General features: G+C 69.7%; 15 protein-coding genes and 1 pseudogene. 9 read left to right on the forward strand and 7 right to left on the reverse strand.

What is annotated here, in order from left to right; all coding sequences use genetic code 11:
* From purH to VNS22_RS01305, 4 genes and pseudogenes are all read right to left on the reverse strand, one after another.
* Window positions 1–714, reverse strand: a pseudogene (gene purH / locus VNS22_RS01290) (bifunctional phosphoribosylaminoimidazolecarboxamide formyltransferase/IMP cyclohydrolase); the annotation flags it as partial.
* A gap of 28 nt (window positions 715–742) precedes the next feature.
* On the reverse strand, window positions 743–2113 hold the full coding sequence (locus VNS22_RS01295; RefSeq protein WP_325728803.1) for an RsmB/NOP family class I SAM-dependent RNA methyltransferase: 1371 nt from the start codon (window positions 2111–2113) through the stop codon (window positions 743–745).
* Complete coding sequence (locus VNS22_RS01300; RefSeq protein ID WP_325728805.1) at window positions 2106–3680, reverse strand: lysine--tRNA ligase; 1575 nt, start codon at window positions 3678–3680, stop codon at window positions 2106–2108. Before VNS22_RS01300 ends, VNS22_RS01295 begins: the two co-directional genes overlap by 8 nt.
* A 123-nt stretch (window positions 3681–3803) precedes the next feature.
* Window positions 3804–5138, reverse strand: a complete 1335-nt coding sequence (locus tag VNS22_RS01305; RefSeq protein ID WP_325728807.1) for an EAL domain-containing protein — start codon at window positions 5136–5138, stop codon at window positions 3804–3806.
* A 58-nt stretch (window positions 5139–5196) separates the two neighbouring features.
* Between VNS22_RS01305 and VNS22_RS01310 the strand changes: the two genes are divergently transcribed.
* The 3 genes from VNS22_RS01310 to VNS22_RS01320 are packed head-to-tail and all read left to right on the forward strand — an operon-like array spanning window position 5197 to window position 9011.
* Window positions 5197–7698, forward strand: a complete 2502-nt coding sequence (locus VNS22_RS01310) for a ligase-associated DNA damage response DEXH box helicase (protein ID WP_325728809.1) — start codon at window positions 5197–5199, stop codon at window positions 7696–7698.
* An 8-nt stretch (window positions 7699–7706) separates the two neighbouring features.
* On the forward strand, window positions 7707–8444 hold the full coding sequence (pdeM, locus tag VNS22_RS01315) for a ligase-associated DNA damage response endonuclease PdeM (protein WP_325728810.1): 738 nt from the start codon (window positions 7707–7709) through the stop codon (window positions 8442–8444).
* 45 nt (window positions 8445–8489) lie between these two features.
* Entirely contained in the window at window positions 8490–9011 is a 522-nt protein-coding gene (locus tag VNS22_RS01320) for a TIGR00645 family protein (protein ID WP_325728812.1), read from the forward strand.
* Window positions 9012–9018: 7 nt separating this feature from the next.
* Here VNS22_RS01320 and VNS22_RS01325 read toward each other — a convergent pair whose 3' ends face one another.
* On the reverse strand, window positions 9019–9750 hold the full coding sequence (locus VNS22_RS01325) for a type 1 glutamine amidotransferase (protein ID WP_325728814.1): 732 nt from the start codon (window positions 9748–9750) through the stop codon (window positions 9019–9021).
* A 78-nt stretch (window positions 9751–9828) separates the two neighbouring features.
* Between VNS22_RS01325 and VNS22_RS01330 the strand changes: the two genes are divergently transcribed.
* The 5 genes from VNS22_RS01330 to VNS22_RS01350 all read left to right on the forward strand — a co-directional run bounded on the left by VNS22_RS01330 (window position 9829) and on the right by VNS22_RS01350 (window position 13716).
* Window positions 9829–10254, forward strand: coding sequence for a SufE family protein (locus VNS22_RS01330; RefSeq protein WP_325728816.1), 426 nt, complete (start codon window positions 9829–9831; stop codon window positions 10252–10254).
* A 50-nt stretch (window positions 10255–10304) separates the two neighbouring features.
* A complete protein-coding gene (locus tag VNS22_RS01335) occupies window positions 10305–12368 on the forward strand; it encodes a hypothetical protein (RefSeq protein WP_325728818.1) in 2064 nt (687 codons plus the stop codon).
* Between the two features lie 161 nt (window positions 12369–12529).
* Entirely contained in the window at window positions 12530–12904 is a 375-nt protein-coding gene (locus VNS22_RS01340) for a hypothetical protein (RefSeq protein WP_325728820.1), read from the forward strand.
* A 150-nt stretch (window positions 12905–13054) separates the two neighbouring features.
* Window positions 13055–13531 (forward strand): methylated-DNA--[protein]-cysteine S-methyltransferase, encoded by a 477-nt coding sequence (locus VNS22_RS01345; protein WP_325728823.1) that lies wholly within the window; start codon window positions 13055–13057, stop codon window positions 13529–13531.
* 26 nt (window positions 13532–13557) lie between these two features.
* Window positions 13558–13716 carry a hypothetical protein gene (locus tag VNS22_RS01350; protein WP_159715844.1) on the forward strand — a complete coding sequence of 53 codons (159 nt, stop codon included), beginning with the start codon at window positions 13558–13560 and terminating at the stop codon, window positions 13714–13716.
* Between the two features lie 281 nt (window positions 13717–13997).
* Here VNS22_RS01350 and VNS22_RS01355 read toward each other — a convergent pair whose 3' ends face one another.
* Window positions 13998–14492: a hypothetical protein gene (locus tag VNS22_RS01355; protein WP_325728828.1), complete on the reverse strand. Its 495-nt coding sequence runs from the start codon at window positions 14490–14492 to the stop codon at window positions 13998–14000.
* A gap of 333 nt (window positions 14493–14825) precedes the next feature.
* Complete coding sequence (locus VNS22_RS01360; RefSeq protein ID WP_325728830.1) at window positions 14826–16244, reverse strand: sodium:alanine symporter family protein; 1419 nt, start codon at window positions 16242–16244, stop codon at window positions 14826–14828.
* Window positions 16245–16438: 194 nt separating this feature from the next.
* Here VNS22_RS01360 and VNS22_RS01365 point away from each other — a divergent pair.
* A partial coding sequence (locus VNS22_RS01365) for a calcium-binding protein (protein ID WP_325728832.1) occupies window positions 16439–18758 on the forward strand: 2320 nt, incomplete at its 3' end.

Raw genomic sequence — 18758 nt, forward strand, 5'->3', positions numbered from 1 at the left:
CACGCCCGGCACGGACGGGTCGCTGACATAGAAGGCCGCCTGCTGGTGCGGGTTCTCGCCGTAGCGCAGGGCCTGCCTGAGGCGGCCGCCCAGCGGGAGCTGCGGCAGGGGTGCTGTGTCGTCGAGCTGGCGGGACAGCCAAGCGGTGATCGCGGCGTCATAGGCGCCGGTCGAGGCGTAGGCTTCCAGCGCCAGCCGGCGGCGGGTGCCGAGCGTGGTGCCGCCATGGGCCGCCAGCTCGGCGGTCACCCGCTCGTACTGGGCGGGGTCGGTGACGACCGTGACCGCCTCGTGGTTCTTGCAGGCCGCGCGCACCATGGCCGGGCCGCCGATGTCGATGTTCTCGATGCATTCCGCGAAGCCGGCACCCGACGTGACCGTGGCCTCGAACGGGTAGAGGTTCACGACCAGGAGGTCGATCGGCTCGATGCCGTGCGCCGCCATCTGCCGGCGATGCTCGTCATCCTCGCGCAGGCCCAAAAGGCCGCCATGGATCTTGGGGTGCAGGGTCTTGACCCGGCCGTCCAGGATCTCGGGATGGCCGGTGACCTCGGAAACGTCGGTCACGTCGAGCCCGGCCTCGCGCAGCGCCCGGGCGGTGCCGCCGGTCGAGAGCAGGCGCACGCCCTTGCCGGCCAGGGCGGTGGCGAAGGCAACGAGTCCGGTCTTGTCGCTCACCGAGAGCAGGGCGGAGCGGATCGGCACGACGTCCATGAGGCGAATGTCCAGTTGAGGCGGAGGGTCAGGAGACGCGGCGCAGGCGCGCTGCGTAGAAGCCGTCCATGCCACCATCCTCGGCGAGGTGGCAGGGCAGGGTGCGCAGGTCGCCCTGGTCGTTGATGCACGGCTCCAGGCCGGGCAACTCGGCATGGTCCAGCGGGACGCGCTCGAAGCCCGCGTTGCGCTCCAGGAAGCGCTCGACCTGGACCGGCCCTTCCTCGGGCTGGAGCGAGCAGACCGCATAGACCAGCAGCCCGCCCGGTTCGGTCACCCGGGCAGCACCGTCCAAGAGACGCGCCTGCAGGTCCATGGTCCGGGTGACGTCGAAGGCGCGCTTGTGCCAGGCGACGTCGGGATGGCGCCGGATCGTGCCGGTCGCGGTGCAGGGTGCATCCAGCAGGACGCGCGGCCAGCGCCGGCTCTCGGGCAGCAGCGCGGCGTCGCCCACCACGATCTCGGCTTCCAGCCGCAGGCGGCGCAGGTTCTGGCGCAGGCGCTCGGCCCGGTTCGGGTCCTGCTCGACCGCCGTGACCTGGGCATGGTCAGCGGCGAGCTGGGCGGTCTTGCCGCCCGGGGCCGCGCACATGTCGAGGACGTCCAGGCCCTTCACCTGGCCCAGCAGGCGGGCGGGCAGGCTGGCCGCCAGGTCCTGGACCCAGAAGCGCCCCTCGCCATAGCCCTTCAGCCGCTCGATCTGGCCGCTGTTGGGCATGCGCACCGTGCCGCCGGGCATCGGCTTGCCGCCCAGAATCTCGGCGAGCGAGGCGGCATCGTCCCGGGCCGACAGGTCCAGCGGCGGCTCCTGCATGTGCGCCAGGGCAATGGCCGATGCGGTCGGCTCCCCATAGGCCTCCACCCAGGAATACCAGAGCCATTCCGGGGTGTTGAGCCGCCCGGCGTCCTGCTCGGCCAGGATCGCCTGGCCCTCCTCGGCCACCTTGCGTAGGATCGCGTTGATCATGCCGCGCTCGCGATCCAGCGGGCCATAGGCCAGCTGGACGGTGGCGGACAGGGCGGCATGGGCGGGGGTGCCCAGGAACAGGAGCTGGGCGGCCCCTATGCGCAGCAGATGCAGGGCGCGCGACTTCTGCGGCGGGAAGCGCCAGAAGCGCGCCAGCACGTCGTCGATCTGGCCACGATGGCGCAGCACGGTCGTCACCAGGATCCGGGTGAACGCGCGGTCGCGCGGGTCCAGATGGTTCAGGCCGCGATGGAGCGCCAGCGCGTCGTCCATGGTCCGCCAGCTCTGGCCGAGCACGGCTTCCAGGATGTCGAGCGCGATCATCCGGGCATCCGGACCGCCGGTGCGCGAGCGGCCGGCCGTCGAGCGGTCGTCCGGCCGGACCCAGGCGTTGCGGTGCGAAGGGGCGACGTAGTGGGGTCGATCAGCCACGGGGCAGGCCTGCCAGGGATTGGGTGATCAGGGAGCGCGTGGCAGCAACGCCGTAGAGGGCGGCGAAGTTGCCAAAGCGCGGGCCCTGGCTCTGGCCGAGCAGCACTTCGTAGAGGGCCGAGAACCAGGCGCGCAGCGGCTCGAAGCCGTGATTCTTGCCGATCGCATAGACCTCGTTCTGGATCGCCTCGCCGTCCGTCCCCTCGGGCAGGGTGGCCAGCACGTCGTGCAGTTCCTGAAGGGCCGCGCGCTCCTGCTCGGTGGGCTGGCGGTACTTCTTCTCGGGCTTCACGAAGTCCTGGTAGTAGGCGACCGCATGCTCGACGAGCCTGGCCAGTTCCGGCGCGTTCTCGGGCGTGGTGCCCGGCGCGTAGCGGCTGATATAGCCCCAGATCACCTGCGGCTCCTCGGCATTCACCACCGAGGCCAGGTTCAAGAGCATGGCGAAGCTGATCGGCAGCTTCGTCACCACCGGGTCGCCGGCATGGATGTGCCAGACCGGGTTGCCCAGCTTCGCCTTGTCGTCCTGGTCGGGATAGGCTTCCAGGAGCTGCTGGTACTCGTCGACATGCTTTGGGATCACGTCGAAGTACAGGCGCTTGGCGGCCTTGGGGTCGCGGTAGAGGAAGAGCTGCAGGCTCTCCGGGGTGGCGTAGCGCAGCCACTCGTCGATGGTGAGCCCGTTGCCCTTGGACTTGCTGATCTTCTGGCCCTGCTCGTCCAGGAACAGCTCGTAGGTCAGGTTCTCCGGCGGCACACCGCCCAGCGCCCGGCAGATCTGCGAGCCGAGCTTGACCGAATCGATCAGGTCCTTGCCCGACATCTCGTAGTCGACGTCCAGCGCGTACCAGCGCATCGCCCAGTCGGCGCGCCACTGGAGCTTGCAGTTGCCACCGGTGACCGGGACCTCGGTGAGCGTGCCGTCCTCGTCGCGGAACACGACCGTGCCGGCATCCCGCTTCACTTCCTCGATCTTCACCTGGAGGATCTTCCCGGACTTCGGCGAGCGGGGCAGGAACGGGCTGTAGGTGGCGGCACGCTCGGCACCCAGGATCGGGGTGACGATCCGGACCAGCTCGTCATGGACCTCCAACGCGCGCAGCAGGGCCTGATCGAACCGGCCGGAGCGGTAGAGCTCGGTGGCGGACTGGAAGGTGTAGGCGAAGCCGAACCGGTCCAGGAACGCGCGCAGCCGGGCGTTCATGTGGTGGCCGAAGCTCTCGTGCGTGCCGAACGGGTCGGGGATGTCGGTCAGCGGCTTGCCCAGGTGCCGGGCCACCATCTCGCCGTCCGGGATGTTGTCCGGAACCTTGCGCAGCCCGTCCATGTCGTCGGAGAAGGCGTAGAGTTCGGTCGGCATGTCCGGGCGGAGCAGGCGGAAGGCGTTGCGCACCAGCGTGGTGCGGAACACCTCGCCGAACGTGCCGATATGCGGCAGGCCCGACGGGCCATAGCCGGTCTCGAACAGGACGAAGCCCTTCTTCGGCGGGCGCTTCGTGATCCGCTCGACGATGCGGCGTGCCTCGACGAACGGCCAGGCCTTGGCCGATTGATAGAGCTCCTGCATGAGACCGACCTGCGCTTCCAAAACGGGACAGGCGCCCGTGACCCACGGGCGCGCGCGGCGACCTCTAGCAGAGTTGACGGCGGAAGGTCACACCCTCGAACGCAGGACAGCCCCGCCCGATCGTCAGCCGATCCGGCCGAACAGCCGGCCGCTACCGAGGCCGACCGGATAGTCCAGGACCTCGGCCAGGGTCCGCTCGTCGCCGATTCCGGTCACCAGCACGGTGACGCCCGCGCGCTCCAGGCGCTTCAGGTCGCGGATCAGGTCGGTGTCGTAGGCTTCCAGTGCAGCAGCGCGGACCAGCCCGGCTGAAAGGGCCACCATGCCGATCCGCCGGCCGGTGATCGCGTCCGGCGACAGATAGGGCCGCTGGCAAAGTTCCAGCCCGATCGTGACGTCGGCCCCGCGCAGGAGGGCCACCAGCTCCAGTCCGGACCGCTCGGTCGGCCACTGGTCGAGCACGACCTGGAGCGGGGTCGAGCCCTGGCGGTGCCGATCCAGCAGGACGCGCAGTGCCGCCAGTGCCTCCTCGGCAGCAAAGGACGCGATCGAGAGCCAGGCCAGAACCGGCAGGTTCTCGCTGCCGGGCCTGGCTCGGGCGCAGGCCTTCACCGCAGCATGAAGCAGTTCCAGATCCAGGGCGGCGCGTAGTGGGCCCGGGCCGGGCGGCAGCAGGTCGTGCGGATCGCAGGCGACATCCAGGTGGCGGCACTCCAGCCGGATCCGCACCACCCGGCGCCGGCGCTGCGGCAGGCTCACCACCGGCAGGAACACCGGCTCGAGTTCGCCGCGCTCGACCGCCCGGGCCACCGAATGGGTCCGGCTGTCCGGGTTGTCGAGCAAATCCGCGGCAGCGTCGATTTCCGCCAGCAGGCGGGGCGAGGGCGGCGGCAGGACGAAGCTATCCGGCTCGGGTTCGTTTCGCAGCAGCGGCAGCGGTTCGGCGGGACGGGCCGGCGCGGCTGCGATGCGCCGGTCACGCGGCTGCGGCTCGCGCCGGAACAGGTTGAAGCCAAAGCGCGCTGCCTTGTCCGGTGCCGGCGGGGCGGCCTCGGGTTCGTTTGGACAAAAGGCAGTCTCGGGTTCGTTTGTGCAGAAAGTGTCGTCGGGTCCGGTGCGGCGGGCGGCCTGGTCCGCCTCATCCAGTCCGAGCGGCTCGGTCAGGACCAGCAGGGGCTCCTGGTGCCGGCCGACCGGCAATTCCGGTGCCGGCCCTGGTGCTGGCTGATGCGGCACATCATCTTCCGGTGCGGCCGGCCGCCGGTGCGCCGTGGCGGCCGGGCTGGTCAGGCGCCGCTCGCGGTGCAGGAGCAGGAGGCCGCCAGAGGCCAGCAGGAGCAGGGTCACGGCCACCGGTGCCACGGTGGCTCGCAGCAGGGGGTCGGGGATCGCCAGGAGCGCGCCGGTGCCGGCGACCAGCGCGCCCAGGCCCACCAGGAGGTAGAACAGACCGACCACCAGCTTGCTCCCCGGGAGCGACATCTACCATAGGTTGGTAAACGATCGGCATGATGAATTGAAGCGAGAGTTTCCGGCCGAATCGACACCAGAGGGTGACGCGGCGCTGGCCGGCCTCCTGCCGCCGGCACTGCAGGCCTGGCTGGACCGGCAGGGCTGGGCTCTGCGCAGCCACCAGATCGGCATGATCGAGGCGGCCATGGCCGGGAAGGATGCGCTGCTGATCGCGCCCACCGGCGGCGGCAAGACGCTGGGCGGCTTCCTGCCGAGCCTGATGGCGCTCACCCGCCGCGGGCCTGCGCCGGTGCCGCGGCTGCACACGCTCTACATCTCGCCGCTCAAGGCACTCACCGCCGACGTGGCACGCAATCTCGTGCGCCCGATCGAGGAGGCGGAACTGCCGGTCACGGTCGAGACCCGCACCGGCGACACGCCGCAGAACCGCCGGGCCCGGCAGAAGCGCCGGCCGCCGGACATCCTGCTGACCACCCCGGAATCGCTGGCGCTCATGCTGTCCTGGACCGATGCCGCCGAGCGCTTCGCCCATCTGGACGCGGTGATCGTCGACGAGCTGCACGCGCTGGCCGAGACCAAGCGCGGGCAGATGCTCTCGCTCGGCCTGGCCCGGCTGCGCGGCCTGGCGCCGCAGGCGCGCTTCTGTGGGCTTTCGGCGACCGTGGCCGATCCGCCGGGCCTCCTCCGCTTCCTCTCGCCCGACCCGGAGCGTGCCGTGGTCGTCCAGGGCGAGCCCGGTGCCGAGCCCGAGGTGACCATGCTGGTGCCGGACGCTTATGTGCCCTGGTCCGGCCATCTCGGCCTGTTCGCGGTGGACGCGATCTACCGGCTGATCCGGACTGCACGGACCAGCCTCCTGTTCACCAACACCCGCTCCTCCGCCGAAGTCCTGTTCGCCGCCCTCTGGCGGGCCAACGAGGACGGGCTGCCGATCGCCTTGCACCACGGCTCCCTGTCGGTCGAGCAGCGCAAGCGGGTCGAGGCGGCGATGACGTCCGGCAAGCTGCGCGCGGTGGTCTGCACCAGCTCGCTGGACCTCGGCATCGACTGGGGCGATGTCGACCTGGTCCTGCAGATCGGGGCGCCCAAGGGCGTGGCGCGGCTGGTGCAGCGGATCGGCCGGGCCAACCACCGGATGGACGAGCCGTCGCGCGCCGTGCTGGTGCCGGCCAACCGGTTCGAGTTCCTGGAATGCGTGGCCGCCCAGGAGGCGGTGCGCGAGGGCGACCTCGACACTGGCGTGACCCTGCTGCCGGGCCTGGACGTGCTGGCCCAGCACGTGCTGGGCGTGGCCTGTTCCGGACCGTTCCTGCCGGATCAGCTCTATGCCGAGGTGATCCGGGCGGAGCCGTATCGCCAGCTCAGCCGCAAGGACTTCGATGACGTCGTGCAGTTCTGCATCGATGGCGGCTATGCGCTGGGCGGCTACGAGCGCTACCGGCGGCTGGTGCCGCTCCCCGACGGGAGCCTGAAGCTCGCCGATCCGCGGATCGCCCGGCAGTGGCGGATGAATGTCGGGGTGATCGTCGAGGCGCCGGTGCTGCGGGTGAAGCAGGGCCGCCGCACGCTGGGCGAGGTCGAGGAGTTCTTCATCCGCACGCTGACGCCGGGCGACACCTTCATCTTCGCGGGTCAGGTGCTGGAGTTCCTGGGCATCCGCGAGCACGACGTGCAGACCAAAGTCGCCAAGGACGCGGGCAAGGCCGAGATCCCGCTCTATGGCGGCAGCAAGTTCCCGGTCAGCACCTATCTCGCCGCCCGGGTCCGCCGGATGCTGGGCGAGCCGGAGAGCTGGCACCGCTTCCCGGAGCCGGTGCGCGAATGGCTGCACCATCAGGTGCGCCGCTCGGCCCTGCCACCCGATGACGGGCTGCTGGTCGAGACCTTCAGCTACCGCAAGCGCTGGTTCCTGGTGGCGTATGCGTTCGCCGGCCGCAACGCGCACCAGACGCTGGGCATGCTGCTCACACGCAGGATGCAGCGGGCCGGGCTGGAACCGCATGGTTTCGTCGCCTCGGACTACGCGATCTCGATCTGGTCGGGCCACGAGGCCACCGACCTGGAGGCCCTGTTCGACGTCGACATGCTGGGCGACGACCTGGAAGCCTGGATGGCGGAAAGCTCCATGCTGCGCCGGACCTTCCGCAACGTCGCGGTGGTGGCGGGCCTGATCGAGCGACGCCATCCCGGCCAGGAGAAGACCGGCCGGCAGGTGACGTTCAACGCCGACCTGATCTACGACGTGCTGCGCAAGTACGAGCCCGGCCACGTGCTGCTGCGCGCCACCCGCAACGAGGCGGCGGCCGGCCTCACCGACATCCGCCGCCTGGCCGACATGCTGGTGGCGGTCCAGGGCCGGATCATGCACAAGCGCCTCCCGCGGGTGAGCCCGCTGGCGGTGCCGGTGATGCTCCAGATCGGGCGCGAGCGGGTGGGCGAGGCCGATATCGACATGCTGCTGGACCGGCATGCCGAGGAACTGATCGACGAGGCGATGGCGCCGGAAGAAGAGATTGAGTTGCAGGGCGATGCGGATGTCGCTTGAGCGGATGGATGAGCCGGGGGCGATGCGTGCGGCCGGCTGAGCTGGTCCTGGCCGGCGAGCTGCTGCTGCTGGACCCGGCGGGCGTCCTGTTCTGGCCGAAGCGGCGCATGCTGGTGGTGGCCGATCTCCATCTGGAGAAGGGGGCGGCGTTCGCGCGGCGCGGGGTCATGCTGCCGCCCCACGACACGGTCGCCACGATCGAGCGGCTGGAACTGGCGCTGGAACGGCTGGCGCCGGAGATCGTGGTGAGCCTGGGCGACGGCTTCCATGACCGCGAGGGGCCAAGGCGGCTGCCGCCCGAACTGGCGGGGCGCCTGCGCCGGATGACCTGCGCACGGGAATGGCTATGGGTCCGCGGCAACCATGATCCGGAGCCGCCTGCGGAGCTGGGTGGCACCGGGGTGGGCGAGGTGGCATTCGGGGAGCTGGTCCTGCGCCACGAGCCGGAAGAAGCCAGCAATTGCATCGAGATCGTCGGGCACCTTCACCCGCGGGCCAAGCTGCGGCTGGGCCGGCGCACCGCCCGGCTCGGCTGCTTCGTCACCGACGGCCGCCGACTGGTGCTGCCGGCCTTCGGCGCCTTCACCGGCGGGCTGAACGTGCTGGACGAGGCGTTCGGCCGGATCCTGGCCTGGGACTTCAGGACCTATGTGCTGGGCCAGACGACCTGCCGGCGGGTGGCGCGCGACCTGCTGCTGCACGAGCCGAGCCTGTCCCGCCAAGCTGTAGAAACCGTGGGCGTCTGACCCGCCCGTTCATCCGAGCTGCCTGCTTTCGAGACCGGAGTTGCGATGCTGGAACGCTCGCTCGAGCGCCTGATGTTCGCCAGCCGCTGGCTGATGGCGCCCTTCTATCTGGGCCTGATCGTGGCCCTCATGATGCTGCTCTACACCTTCCTGCTGGAGACGGCCCATTTCGTGGCCGGCATCCACCAGATGAAGGAGACCGACGTCATCCTGATGGTGCTGACGCTGATCGACCTGTCGCTGGCCGGCAACCTCGTGCTGATCGTGATCTTCAGCGGCTACGAGAACTTCGTGAGCCGGATCGACGTGGAGGACAAGGACCGGCCGCCATGGATGGGCACGGTCGACTTCGGCGGGCTGAAGCTGAAGCTGATCGCGTCCATCGTCGCGATCTCGGGCATCCACCTGCTGAAGTCGTTCATGAACGTGTCGACCATGTCCCCCAGCGACCTGCGCTGGATGGTGACCATCCACATGGTCTTCGTGCTCTCGGGCGTGCTGCTGGCGGTGATGGACTGGGTGGCCAGCAAGGCGAAGGTAAAGACGGGCAAGCCGCCGGCGCTCTAGGCCGGCGTCAGGCGGCCTGGCGGCGCCGGCGGGCGCCCGCCAGGATCTCCTCGGCGAACCGGGTCGCGACGATCCGGGCGGCACGGTCGGCCTCGGGCAGGTGGCGGTCCGAGGCGGCGCGCAGGAGGACAGGTGCTTCGGCGTCGCCGGTGAGCTTCTGGCGGATCAGGCCCCAGGCGACCAGGATGGACGGGGTCACCTCGATATGGGCCTGGAAGGCCCAGGTGACGTTGCCGGCGCGCCAGATCTGGTTCCTGCAGGTGGCGCTGTGCATCAGGAGGGTGGCGCCCTGCGGCAGGTCGTAGGTGTCGTCGTGCCACTGCATGAAATGCGTACCGGACGGCACGTCGGACAGGAGCGGGTCGTCGACGGCGGCTTCGGTCGGCTCCAGGGACACGAAGCCATATTCCGGCGCGCCGCCGATCCGGGGCGTGCCGCCCCAGGCGCGGGCCAGGAGCTGGGCACCCAGGCAGATGCCCATGACCGGGCGGCCCTCATCGTCCATGCGGCGGGCCAACTCCAGAAGGGGCGGGAAGTAGGGGCACTGGTCGTCGGCCAGGCAGTTCATGGTCCCGCCCAGGATCAGGAGCCCGTCATGCCGGGCGGCATCCGCCGGCAGGACGAGGTCAGGCGAGCCCATAAGCAGGGTCGATTCGATGCCGCAACGGGCGGCCTCTTCCTGGACGATCCCGGCCGGGCTCTCCAGATTATTCTGGACGATCAGAAGACGTGGGGGCATCGACACGGGTCCGCGGCTAGTCCGTGGCTGGACATGCCGCCTGCGGCGCGCCACGGGAAGAGGAGTTGTGCAGCCATCGTGACGAGTTTTGCCGAACGTGCCCAGGAACTGCGCGACGAGTTCGCCCTGTTCGACGACTGGCGCGACAAGCTCGAGAACGTCATGGACCTGGGCAAGGCGCTGCCGCCCATGGAGCCGGCGCTGAAGACCGACGCCTCGCGCGTCCAGGGCTGCCAGAGCCAGGTCTGGATGGTCGGCACCATGGAGGGCGACCGGCTGCACTTCCATGCGGAAAGCGACGCGATCCTGGTCAAGGGGCTGATCGCCTTGTTGCTCAGGCTCTATGACCGGCTGCCACCCGCCGAGATCCTGGCCAATCCGCCCGAGGTGCTGAAGGAGATCGGGCTGGAGCGCTATCTGACCCCGTCGCGCTCCAACGGGCTCTACGCCATGATCGGGCGCATCCAGACGATCGCCCAGGCGCAGGCGGAACGCACCGCCTGACCGGACCGGGCCTGCTTCGTCCACATCATCTCCCGGGGCTCGCCGGCCATATGAAGATCCTCTGCCAGGTCGTTGCGGCCGGCCTGTTCGCCTTCGCCCTCTGCCTCCTGCCCGCGATCGCGGTGCACGCACCCAATGCCGGTCAGTTCGCTTCACCCGCACCGGCGGTGCTGGCGCCGTTCGCTTTTGCCTTCCTGTTGGTCTGGGTGGCGGCGGTCCTGCTGGGCCTGCTCACCGGCTGGTCGCGCCACGTGCTGGTGGCCTGCCTCGCCGGCACGGTGGTGCTGCTCCTTTGCAGCCAGATCTTCGGCCAGGGCGAGGGCATGGTGCTGGATGGCGCCCAGCACAGCCTGTCGGTGCCGCCGGTGCGTGCGGCCGTCGAACTGGCGGTGATCGCCCTGGTGCTGGCGGCGGCCTGGTTCGGCCGGCGCCGGATCGCGGCGCATGCCGGCAGCGTCGTAGCGATCCTGGGCCTGTGGGCGGCGGCTTCGGCCCTGGTGCCGGCGCAGGCCTACTGGACGAAGCCGGGCGCGGAGCCGGGCGGCCGGATCCCGATCACCGAGCTCTCCAGCGATTTCAACGTGATCCACGTGATGTTCGATTCGCTGCGTTCGGATGCGCTGACCGAGGTGCTGGCGGCCCATCCGGAGCTGCGCCGCCATTTCGACGGGTTCACCGTCTATCCCGAGCATATGGGCTATTCGAACTGGACCACGATCTCGCTGGGCGGCCTGCTGGCCCAGCATTTCTACTTCGACGAGGCAGTGCCGCCGGACGAGCCGGCCAACGCCCTGTTCGGCCGCTGGCTGGCGCAGGACAGCCTGCCGGCCCGCCTGCACGAGGCCGGCTTCCAGGCCAGCGCCATGCCGCCCGGCGGCGTGTTCTGCGAGGGCGCGCCCCATGCCTGCGCCACGCTCGACCAGGTGGCGGCCCAGGAGGGGGTGGCGATCGAGGCAGGCGATCCCGCCGCCCTTTTGACCTCGGAGCGGATCCTGCTGGGCAACCTGGCGCTGCTGCGCCTGGCGCCGGCCGTGCTGAAGCCCGCGGTCTATCGGGAGGGAGCCCTGCTGATCCCGGCGCGTGCGGACGATGCCCTGCCGGAGCTGACCCCGATCCAGCGCGACGTCGTCCTGTCCCGCGAGGTCGCCCGGCACCTGGCGGGCAGCTACCGGGTCGCGACCGACCGGCCGGTCTACCAGTTCCTGCATTTCTACCCGCCGCACCGCCCGTTCATGTTCGATGTCGACTGCCGGCTCCGGCAGGAGGCGGCCGACGACTGGCCGAGCTATCTGGCCCAGGCCACCTGTGCGGTCCGGCTGTTCGGCGGGCTGGTGGAGCGGCTGCGGGAGCTGGGCGTGCTGGAGCGCAGCGTGGTGATCCTGCAGTCGGATACCGGGCTGAACGTCGTGCCGGACGGGAAGCCCGGGCCGCAGGTCACCCGCACCGAGGCCTATGGGCGGAACGAGCTCATGAGCTATGCCCGCCCGGCCCTGGCGATCAAGCCGCTGGGTGCCGGCGGTCCGATGAGGACCGACCGGACTCCCACCCATCACCGGGACAGTTTCGCGCTGCTGGAGGCGGCGGCCACGAGCCCCGATGGCCAGAGCCGGCTGGACCTGCCCGATCCGCCGATCGCCCTGAACGGCAGCCGGCCCTTCGTGGTGAGCGGGCCGGTACGCCCGCACACGCGGCGCCTTGCACCCTATGAGCGGTTCGCGGTGGCAGGTCCCGCCGAAGAATGGGCGAGCTGGCGGGCCGAGGGCAGCTTCACGGCACCCGGCGAGCCGCTGGCCGAGACCCGGCCGATCACCGCGGTGGCGCTGCGGGTCGAGCCAGCCGGGCCGATCGCGCCCGGTCAGACGGTCCGGCTGCAGGCCGAGGTCACCGGCGGCAGCGGTCAGCCGGTCTTCACCTTCTTTCGTCGCGCGGCGGAGGGGAAGTTCGCCATGATCGCACCGGCCGATCCGCGCGCCGAGGTGGAGTGGGTGGTGGCGGAGGATCATCGGCGCCCCTGCCAGGCGGAGCTGCTGGTGGCCGCGCGCAACGAGCTGGACCCCGAGGACCAGCGGATGGTGGGTGAACTGGCGGTGCCGCTGGTCAGGCCCGGCTGCTGAGCCGCAACACTGGAAATTCATCTGAGGGGATAACAGAACTTGTCCAGGGGCTCCTTGGAAGTTTCCAAAGGTGCGTCTGAACGTTCAAGTAGAACCCCTTGAACCTTCGGTAACTTGTCCGCCATATCCAGCTCGACTGCACAAGGCTGGGCGAGCGGGTCATGGAAAGGGCAATCGGGGTGCTCTGGTATCGCCGGGAGCATTACGACGAGCTGCGCAGGCTGTTCCCGGACGGGCGGCAGCTACCCGACACGTTCGACCAGTGGCTGAGCGAGGCCAATGAGGGCATGGCGCGTATCGAGGAGATGGGTGCGGTCCCGGTGAAGGCCACGCTGGACCTGTTCGACTTCCCGCGCTGGTGCGCCATGCGCGGCCTGTCCTGCGATTACCGTGCCCGGCAGCTGTTCGTCGCGGAGTTCGTCCACGACCATCAGGCCCAGGCCCAGCCCGCCGACGAGCCTGCTTCAGTGCCGCCGCCGGTGCGGACCGCCGCCTCCGCCCGCCGGCGCGCCCGGCGGGGGGCGCAATGGCGCTGAGCCGGCCCGCCGGCTTCATTCCCCAGCGGCCATCCGATGTCGGATTGCAGCGCCGGACGGGCCCGGCCGATCCCGCTCGACAAGGGCGGGCCCGCCTGCGAGAACCTGTCACGCGTATCGGGCAGGAGGCCGGGCGGGAGGCCGGGCAGGATGGAGATGGCGACGCTGACCACGCCGGTGGGGCCAGTGCGGCTGATCGGCGATGGCGAGGTGCTGGTCGGCCTGTTCACCGGGGAAGAGCAGGGGTTTGCCGCCGAGCCGTGCGCCACGCCGCTGCTGCAGGAAGCCAGCCGGCAGGTGAAGGCCTATTTCGCCGGTGAGTTGATCCACTTCGACCTGCCGCTGCGGCTGGACGGCACGCCGTTCCAGCGTCGGGTCTGGGACGCGCTCATGACGATTCCCTACGGGACCACGATCTCCTACAAGCAGCTCGCAGGGCTGGTGGCGAGCCAGGCGGGCTTCCGCGCGGTCGGTGCCGCCAATGGCCGCAACCCGGTCTCGATCATCGTGCCCTGCCACCGCGTGATCGCCCATGACGGCAAGCTCGGCGGCTATGGCGGCGGGCTGCCGCGCAAGCGCTGGCTGCTCGACCACGAGGCGGCCCATGCCGGCTCCCGCCTGATCTGACCTTCGCTTAGCTGGATCTCTCGACGATGAGCACGCAGACGCGCAACCGCGCGATCATCCTGGCGGTGGTGGTGGTGGCGATCGTGATCGGCCTGATCTGGCCGTTCGCCCTGGACAACACCAAGCGGATGAAGGACGCGGAGAAGGCGGCGGAGCAGGGGACGGAGATGCCGGCGGATCGGTGAGGATCCGTCAGGGGGAAGCGGGCATTGCTTACGCATACCAGCGCTTGCTCCAGCATTTTGCGGTCGCTCCGACGCTCCCCCAGCGTCTGCAGGGCATTGCCGAGATTGTTCTGGGTCATGGCCCAGTCCAGGGGCACGCGCTCGCGGGGACAGTCCAGTAGGATGCTACGGTAGGTAGCGGTGACGGCGACCAGCGCCGGATTGCGTTGTCACCGAACTTGTTGCCTTGATCGTACAGCGTCTTCGCGGTCCGGAAATCCAGTTCCATCCGCTTCGCCGGATCAAAGCCTGCGATGAGCCGAGCCGCAGTGGCGAGCGGCAGCCGGATAATCCAGGGCAAGATGCGCCGTCTCACCGCGCAGCACCAGGCTCTCCGCAGCAGAGCGCTGTTTCGCCCGGGCGGCGGCGACCAGCCGGCTCGCCGCTGCCAGATCCAGATCGGTCGCCTCTTCCAGAAGCTGGTCTGCCCACTCGAATTCGCCCCGCTCGATCGCTTCCCTTTCGGCGTCTCGCACTTCGGTGACGGCGGGATCGTCCGAGAACAGGCTTTCCCAGCGCGCCAGCAGACGGAGATACTCGTCGGCCTGTTCTTCCAGACGCCGCTGCAACTCGGCCGGGTCGTCAGGAACGTGGTTCTTGGCATCGAAGCGGCGCAGGATTCCCTGGAGGACGGCGATCGGGATACCCTTTTCCGCTTCGAGGCGGCGCAGCAGGCTGTCCAGCTTGTCCTCCACCCGCGCGACGCCAGCCGCGGTCTGGACTGTCAGCTCAGGCAACAGGTTCTGGCGCCGCTGCGGATCGGACAGGATGGCCCGATAGGCGGCTTCGACGAGGCGCCGGCAGAACTCCCTCAGGCCCTGGTCGATTCGTCCGGCGGCGAAGCCGTCATGGGTGAGACGGACGGGGGCTGCGTCGAGGACATCCTGGGCGATCCACTCGTTCCTCCCCGGGCCGACCTCGTCAAGAGAAGCCGCTTTCGGACAGATTTCCGAACAGCCGACATCCAGGTCAAGCAGAAGTGGAGGAAGCCAGGAACTGCATGAGATGCACTGGCTGCAGTCATGCAGTTCCGGATTCGGCTGAACCGTACCGTTCGAGGACCGATATCCTTACTTCCGCGTCCAGATCTCCGCGTCGATCTGGCCGGCCAGCTCCGGCATCTGGCTGGCCAGGAAGACGGGCTTCTTTCCGGCCCGGCGCTGCTGCGTGTAGTCCCGGAGCAGCCGGATCACGATGCCGGACAGGAGGAGGATCGCGATGAGGTTGATGGTCGCCATCAGCCCCATCGAGGCGTCCGCGGCGTTGAACACGGTGGCGACGCTCTCATAGGCACCCCAGAGCACCATCAGCAACACGGCGATCCGCAGCACCGTCACCGGTCCCTTGTGGCCCAGGCCCAGGAAGGTCATCGCGTTCTCGGAATAGGCGTAGTTGCCGATGATCGAGGTGAAGGCGAAGAAGAAGATCGCGATCGCGATGAAGCTGTGGCCGAACCCGCCGATGTGATGGCTGACCGCCTCCTGGGTGAGCTGGGTACCGGTCACGCCCGAGGTCGGGTCGAGCACGCCGGACAGGAGGATCAGCAGGGCGGTGGCGGTGCAGATCACGAGCGTGTCGATGAACACGCCCAGCGACTGCACCAGGCCCTGGCTGACCGGGTGGTGCGGGTCGGGCGTGGCGACCGCGGCGATGTTGGGGGCGCTGCCCATCCCGGCCTCGTTGGAGAACAGGCCGCGCCGCACCCCGTTCATCAGGGCCGCCATCATGCCGCCCGTGACCCCGCCAGCCACCTCCTCCAGCCCGAACGCGCTGCGCACGATCAGGGCGAGCATGGCAGGCACCTCGCCGATATTGATGATCAGGGCGTAGGCGGCGACCGCCACATAGGCCGCGGCCATGAACGGCACGACATATTCGGCGACCCGGGCGATCGTCTGGATGCCGCCGAAGATGATCACCGCGGTGAGTGCCGCCACGAACACGCCGGTGACGAGCTTGGGCAGGCCGAACGCGCCCAGGGCCGCATCGGCGATCGAGTTGGCCTGGACGGCGTTGAACACCAGGCCGAACGACAGGATCAGGCAGACGGAGAAGATCAGGCCGGCCCAGCGCGCGCGGAGGCCGCGGGCCAGGTAGAAGGCCGGTCCGCCGCGGTAGCGGCCCTCGTCGTCGCGGATCTTGTAGAGCTGGGCCAGCGTGCTCTCGGCGAACGCGGTGGCCATGCCGACCCCCGCCACCATCCACATCCAGAAGATCGCCCCCGGGCCGCCCAGATAGAGCGCGACGGCCACGCCGGCGATGTTGCCGGTGCCCACCCGCGAGGCGAGGCTGGTGCACAGCGCCTGGAACGGGGTGATGCCGGCCTTGTCCTCCTCCTTCGCGCCGATCACCGACCGGATCATTTCCGGGAACATGCGAATCTGCACGAAGCCCAGGCGGAGCGTGAAGTAGATGCCCACGGCCAATAGGCCATAGACCAGGACATAGCCCCAGAAGATCTCGTTCAGGAAGTCGATGACGAGGTCCATCGGTGTCATCCCGGCCGCCGCACATGGTCATCATCCAGAGGATGATGTTGAGGAACTGGTCGCTTCCTCCTGGCCCGGCAAGCCCGGTTCCCCCGGATGCCGGTCGCGGCATCGGCCAAGCGTATTGCCGGAAGATGAAGATGCTTCCACCATGCGCAACGGCTATGACGGGCGGCTGAGGCAGGGCGGGCAGCATGGCGGACGACACCAGCGGCATGAGGTTCATCCGCGCCGGCGACGGCAACGGCCGGATCGACGCCGGGCCCGGTGACGACCTGATCAAGGTCGATCCCCTGTTCCAGGCCGGCCGCTCGGAGATCACCTTCGGCGCCGGCAGCGACCGGCTCGAGGCCGTGTTCGGCACGACCGCCGAGTATGTCGAGGGGCAGGTGCCCACGGTCTGGCAGGGCTTCGGCACGCATGTGATCCGCGACTTCACCCGCGGCGAGGACCGGATGGTCTCCGTGGAACTGGTGGACGCGCAGCTCTACGACCGGCCGCTCGGCTTTGCCGAGCTCGACACGAGCGGCGACGGACGGATCGACGGCGCCGATGCGGAGGTCACGGTGACGGCCGAAGGGCTGTCGATCGACTTCGCCGCCATGGCGGAGCGGGTGTACGAGGTCCGGGTGGACGGGCCGGCCAGCCTGCGCCTGGACGGCATCACCTTCCTCGACCAGAGCGATTTCCTGGCCCAGCCCACGGACGGTGACGACATCATCACCGGCAGCACGGGCGACGACCGCATCGATGGCGGTGCCGGCGACGACGTGCTCGATGGCGGCCGCGGCGACGACGCCCTGTCCGGCGGTCCGGGCAATGACCGGATCCTGGGCGGTGCCGGCGACGACACGATCGCCGGCGGGCCTGACGACGACTTCCTGGACGGCGTCACCGGTCGGGACGAGATCCGCGGCGACGAGGGGGACGACGTCCTGCAGGGGGTTGGCCGCCTCATCGGCGGCAGCGGCGACGACGTCATCCGGGCAGGGGCTGGCGAGAGCCGGGTCGAGGCCGGTGTCGGCGACGACCGGATCGAGTTCTCCGCCGAAGCCGGTGTGGCGTCGGCTGTCGATATCGAGCTGGGAGCGGGCCGGGACCGGCTGCTCGTGGTCGCCCAGGCCTACTATACCGACCCGGAACGGTGGGAGAACTGGTCGGAGCCCACGTCCTCGCCGCCGCCGCCGGAGAACTGGCACGCGATCGGCAGCGTCGTCGTCCACGACTTCACCCGGGGCGAGGATACGCTGAGCGGCATCACCGACGGCTACGGGCGGACCATCAGCTTCGCCGAGCTCGACGGCAATGGCGACGGCCGGATCGATGCCGCGGACCCCGGGGTGGAGCTGGATGATGGCGCCCTGCGCATCGATCTGGCCAGCGTCGCCAAGGAGGCGTTCGGGCTGTCGGAGGTGCAGGGCCCATCCACGCTGCGGCTCCTGCACATCGGCGCGCTGGAGGCCGGCGACTTCGCCGACCATCCGAGCGCCGATGACGACGAGCTGGCCGGCAGCTCGGGCAACGACCTCATCCATGGCCTGGACGGCGACGACCGGATCGCGGGCGGTCTCGGCGACGACCGGCTGTTCGGCGATGCCGGCGACGATCTTCTCGAGGGCGGGGAGGGTGCCGACACGCTGGATGGCGGCCTCGGGAACGACACGCTGCAGGGCGATGCGGGCGCCGACCGGCTGCTGGGTGGCGCTGGCGACGACGTGCTGGTGGTCCTGGGCAGCGACCTGCTGGATGGCGGGGCGGGCGACGACGTGGTCCGGGTCGAGAGCATCCGGGGCGCGCAGAACGTGACCATCACGCTGGGTGCGGGCGCCGACACGTTCGAGCTGCAGGGATCACGGGGCGGCGGCGAGGATCTCACCTTTCCCGGCTTCGGCAGCCTGGTCGTGCGTGACTTCACTCATGGCGAGGATCTGTTCGGCCGGATCTCGCTCTCGAATGGCACGACGCTGGGCCTGGCCGAGCTGGACAACAATGGCGACGGGGTGATCGACGGGGGTGACCGGGGCGTGGTGCTGCAGGACGACGGCCTGCTGATCGACATCGCGGCGCTGGCGCGGTTCCACCATGCCGACCGGTTCGATCCGCTGGGGCCCTCCACCCTGCTGCTGGACGGCATCCAGGAGCTGACCGTCGATGATTTCATGCGCCGCCCGACCGAGGGCGGCGACGAGATCGTGGCGACCTCGGCGGCCGACATGCTCCGCCTGGGCGGCGGTGACGATGTGGTCCACGGCGCCGAGGGCGACGACGTGCTGATGGGCGAGGCCGGCGACGACCGGCTGTTCGGCGAGGCCGGCAACGACGTGCTGGCTGGCGGTGCCGGCGACGACCTCCTGTCCGGGGGCAGCGGTGCGAACCGGCTGATGGGGGGCGACGGCAGCGACTTCCTGGAGGGCAGCGGGCAACCGGGTGCCTCGGGCGACTTCATGGCCGGCGGGGCCGGCAACGACCGGATCCAGGGCAGCCGCGGCAACGACGTGATCCAGGGCGGTGATG

This window comes from Geminicoccus sp., assembly GCF_035556675.1.
Taxonomy (GTDB): domain Bacteria; phylum Pseudomonadota; class Alphaproteobacteria; order Geminicoccales; family Geminicoccaceae; genus Geminicoccus.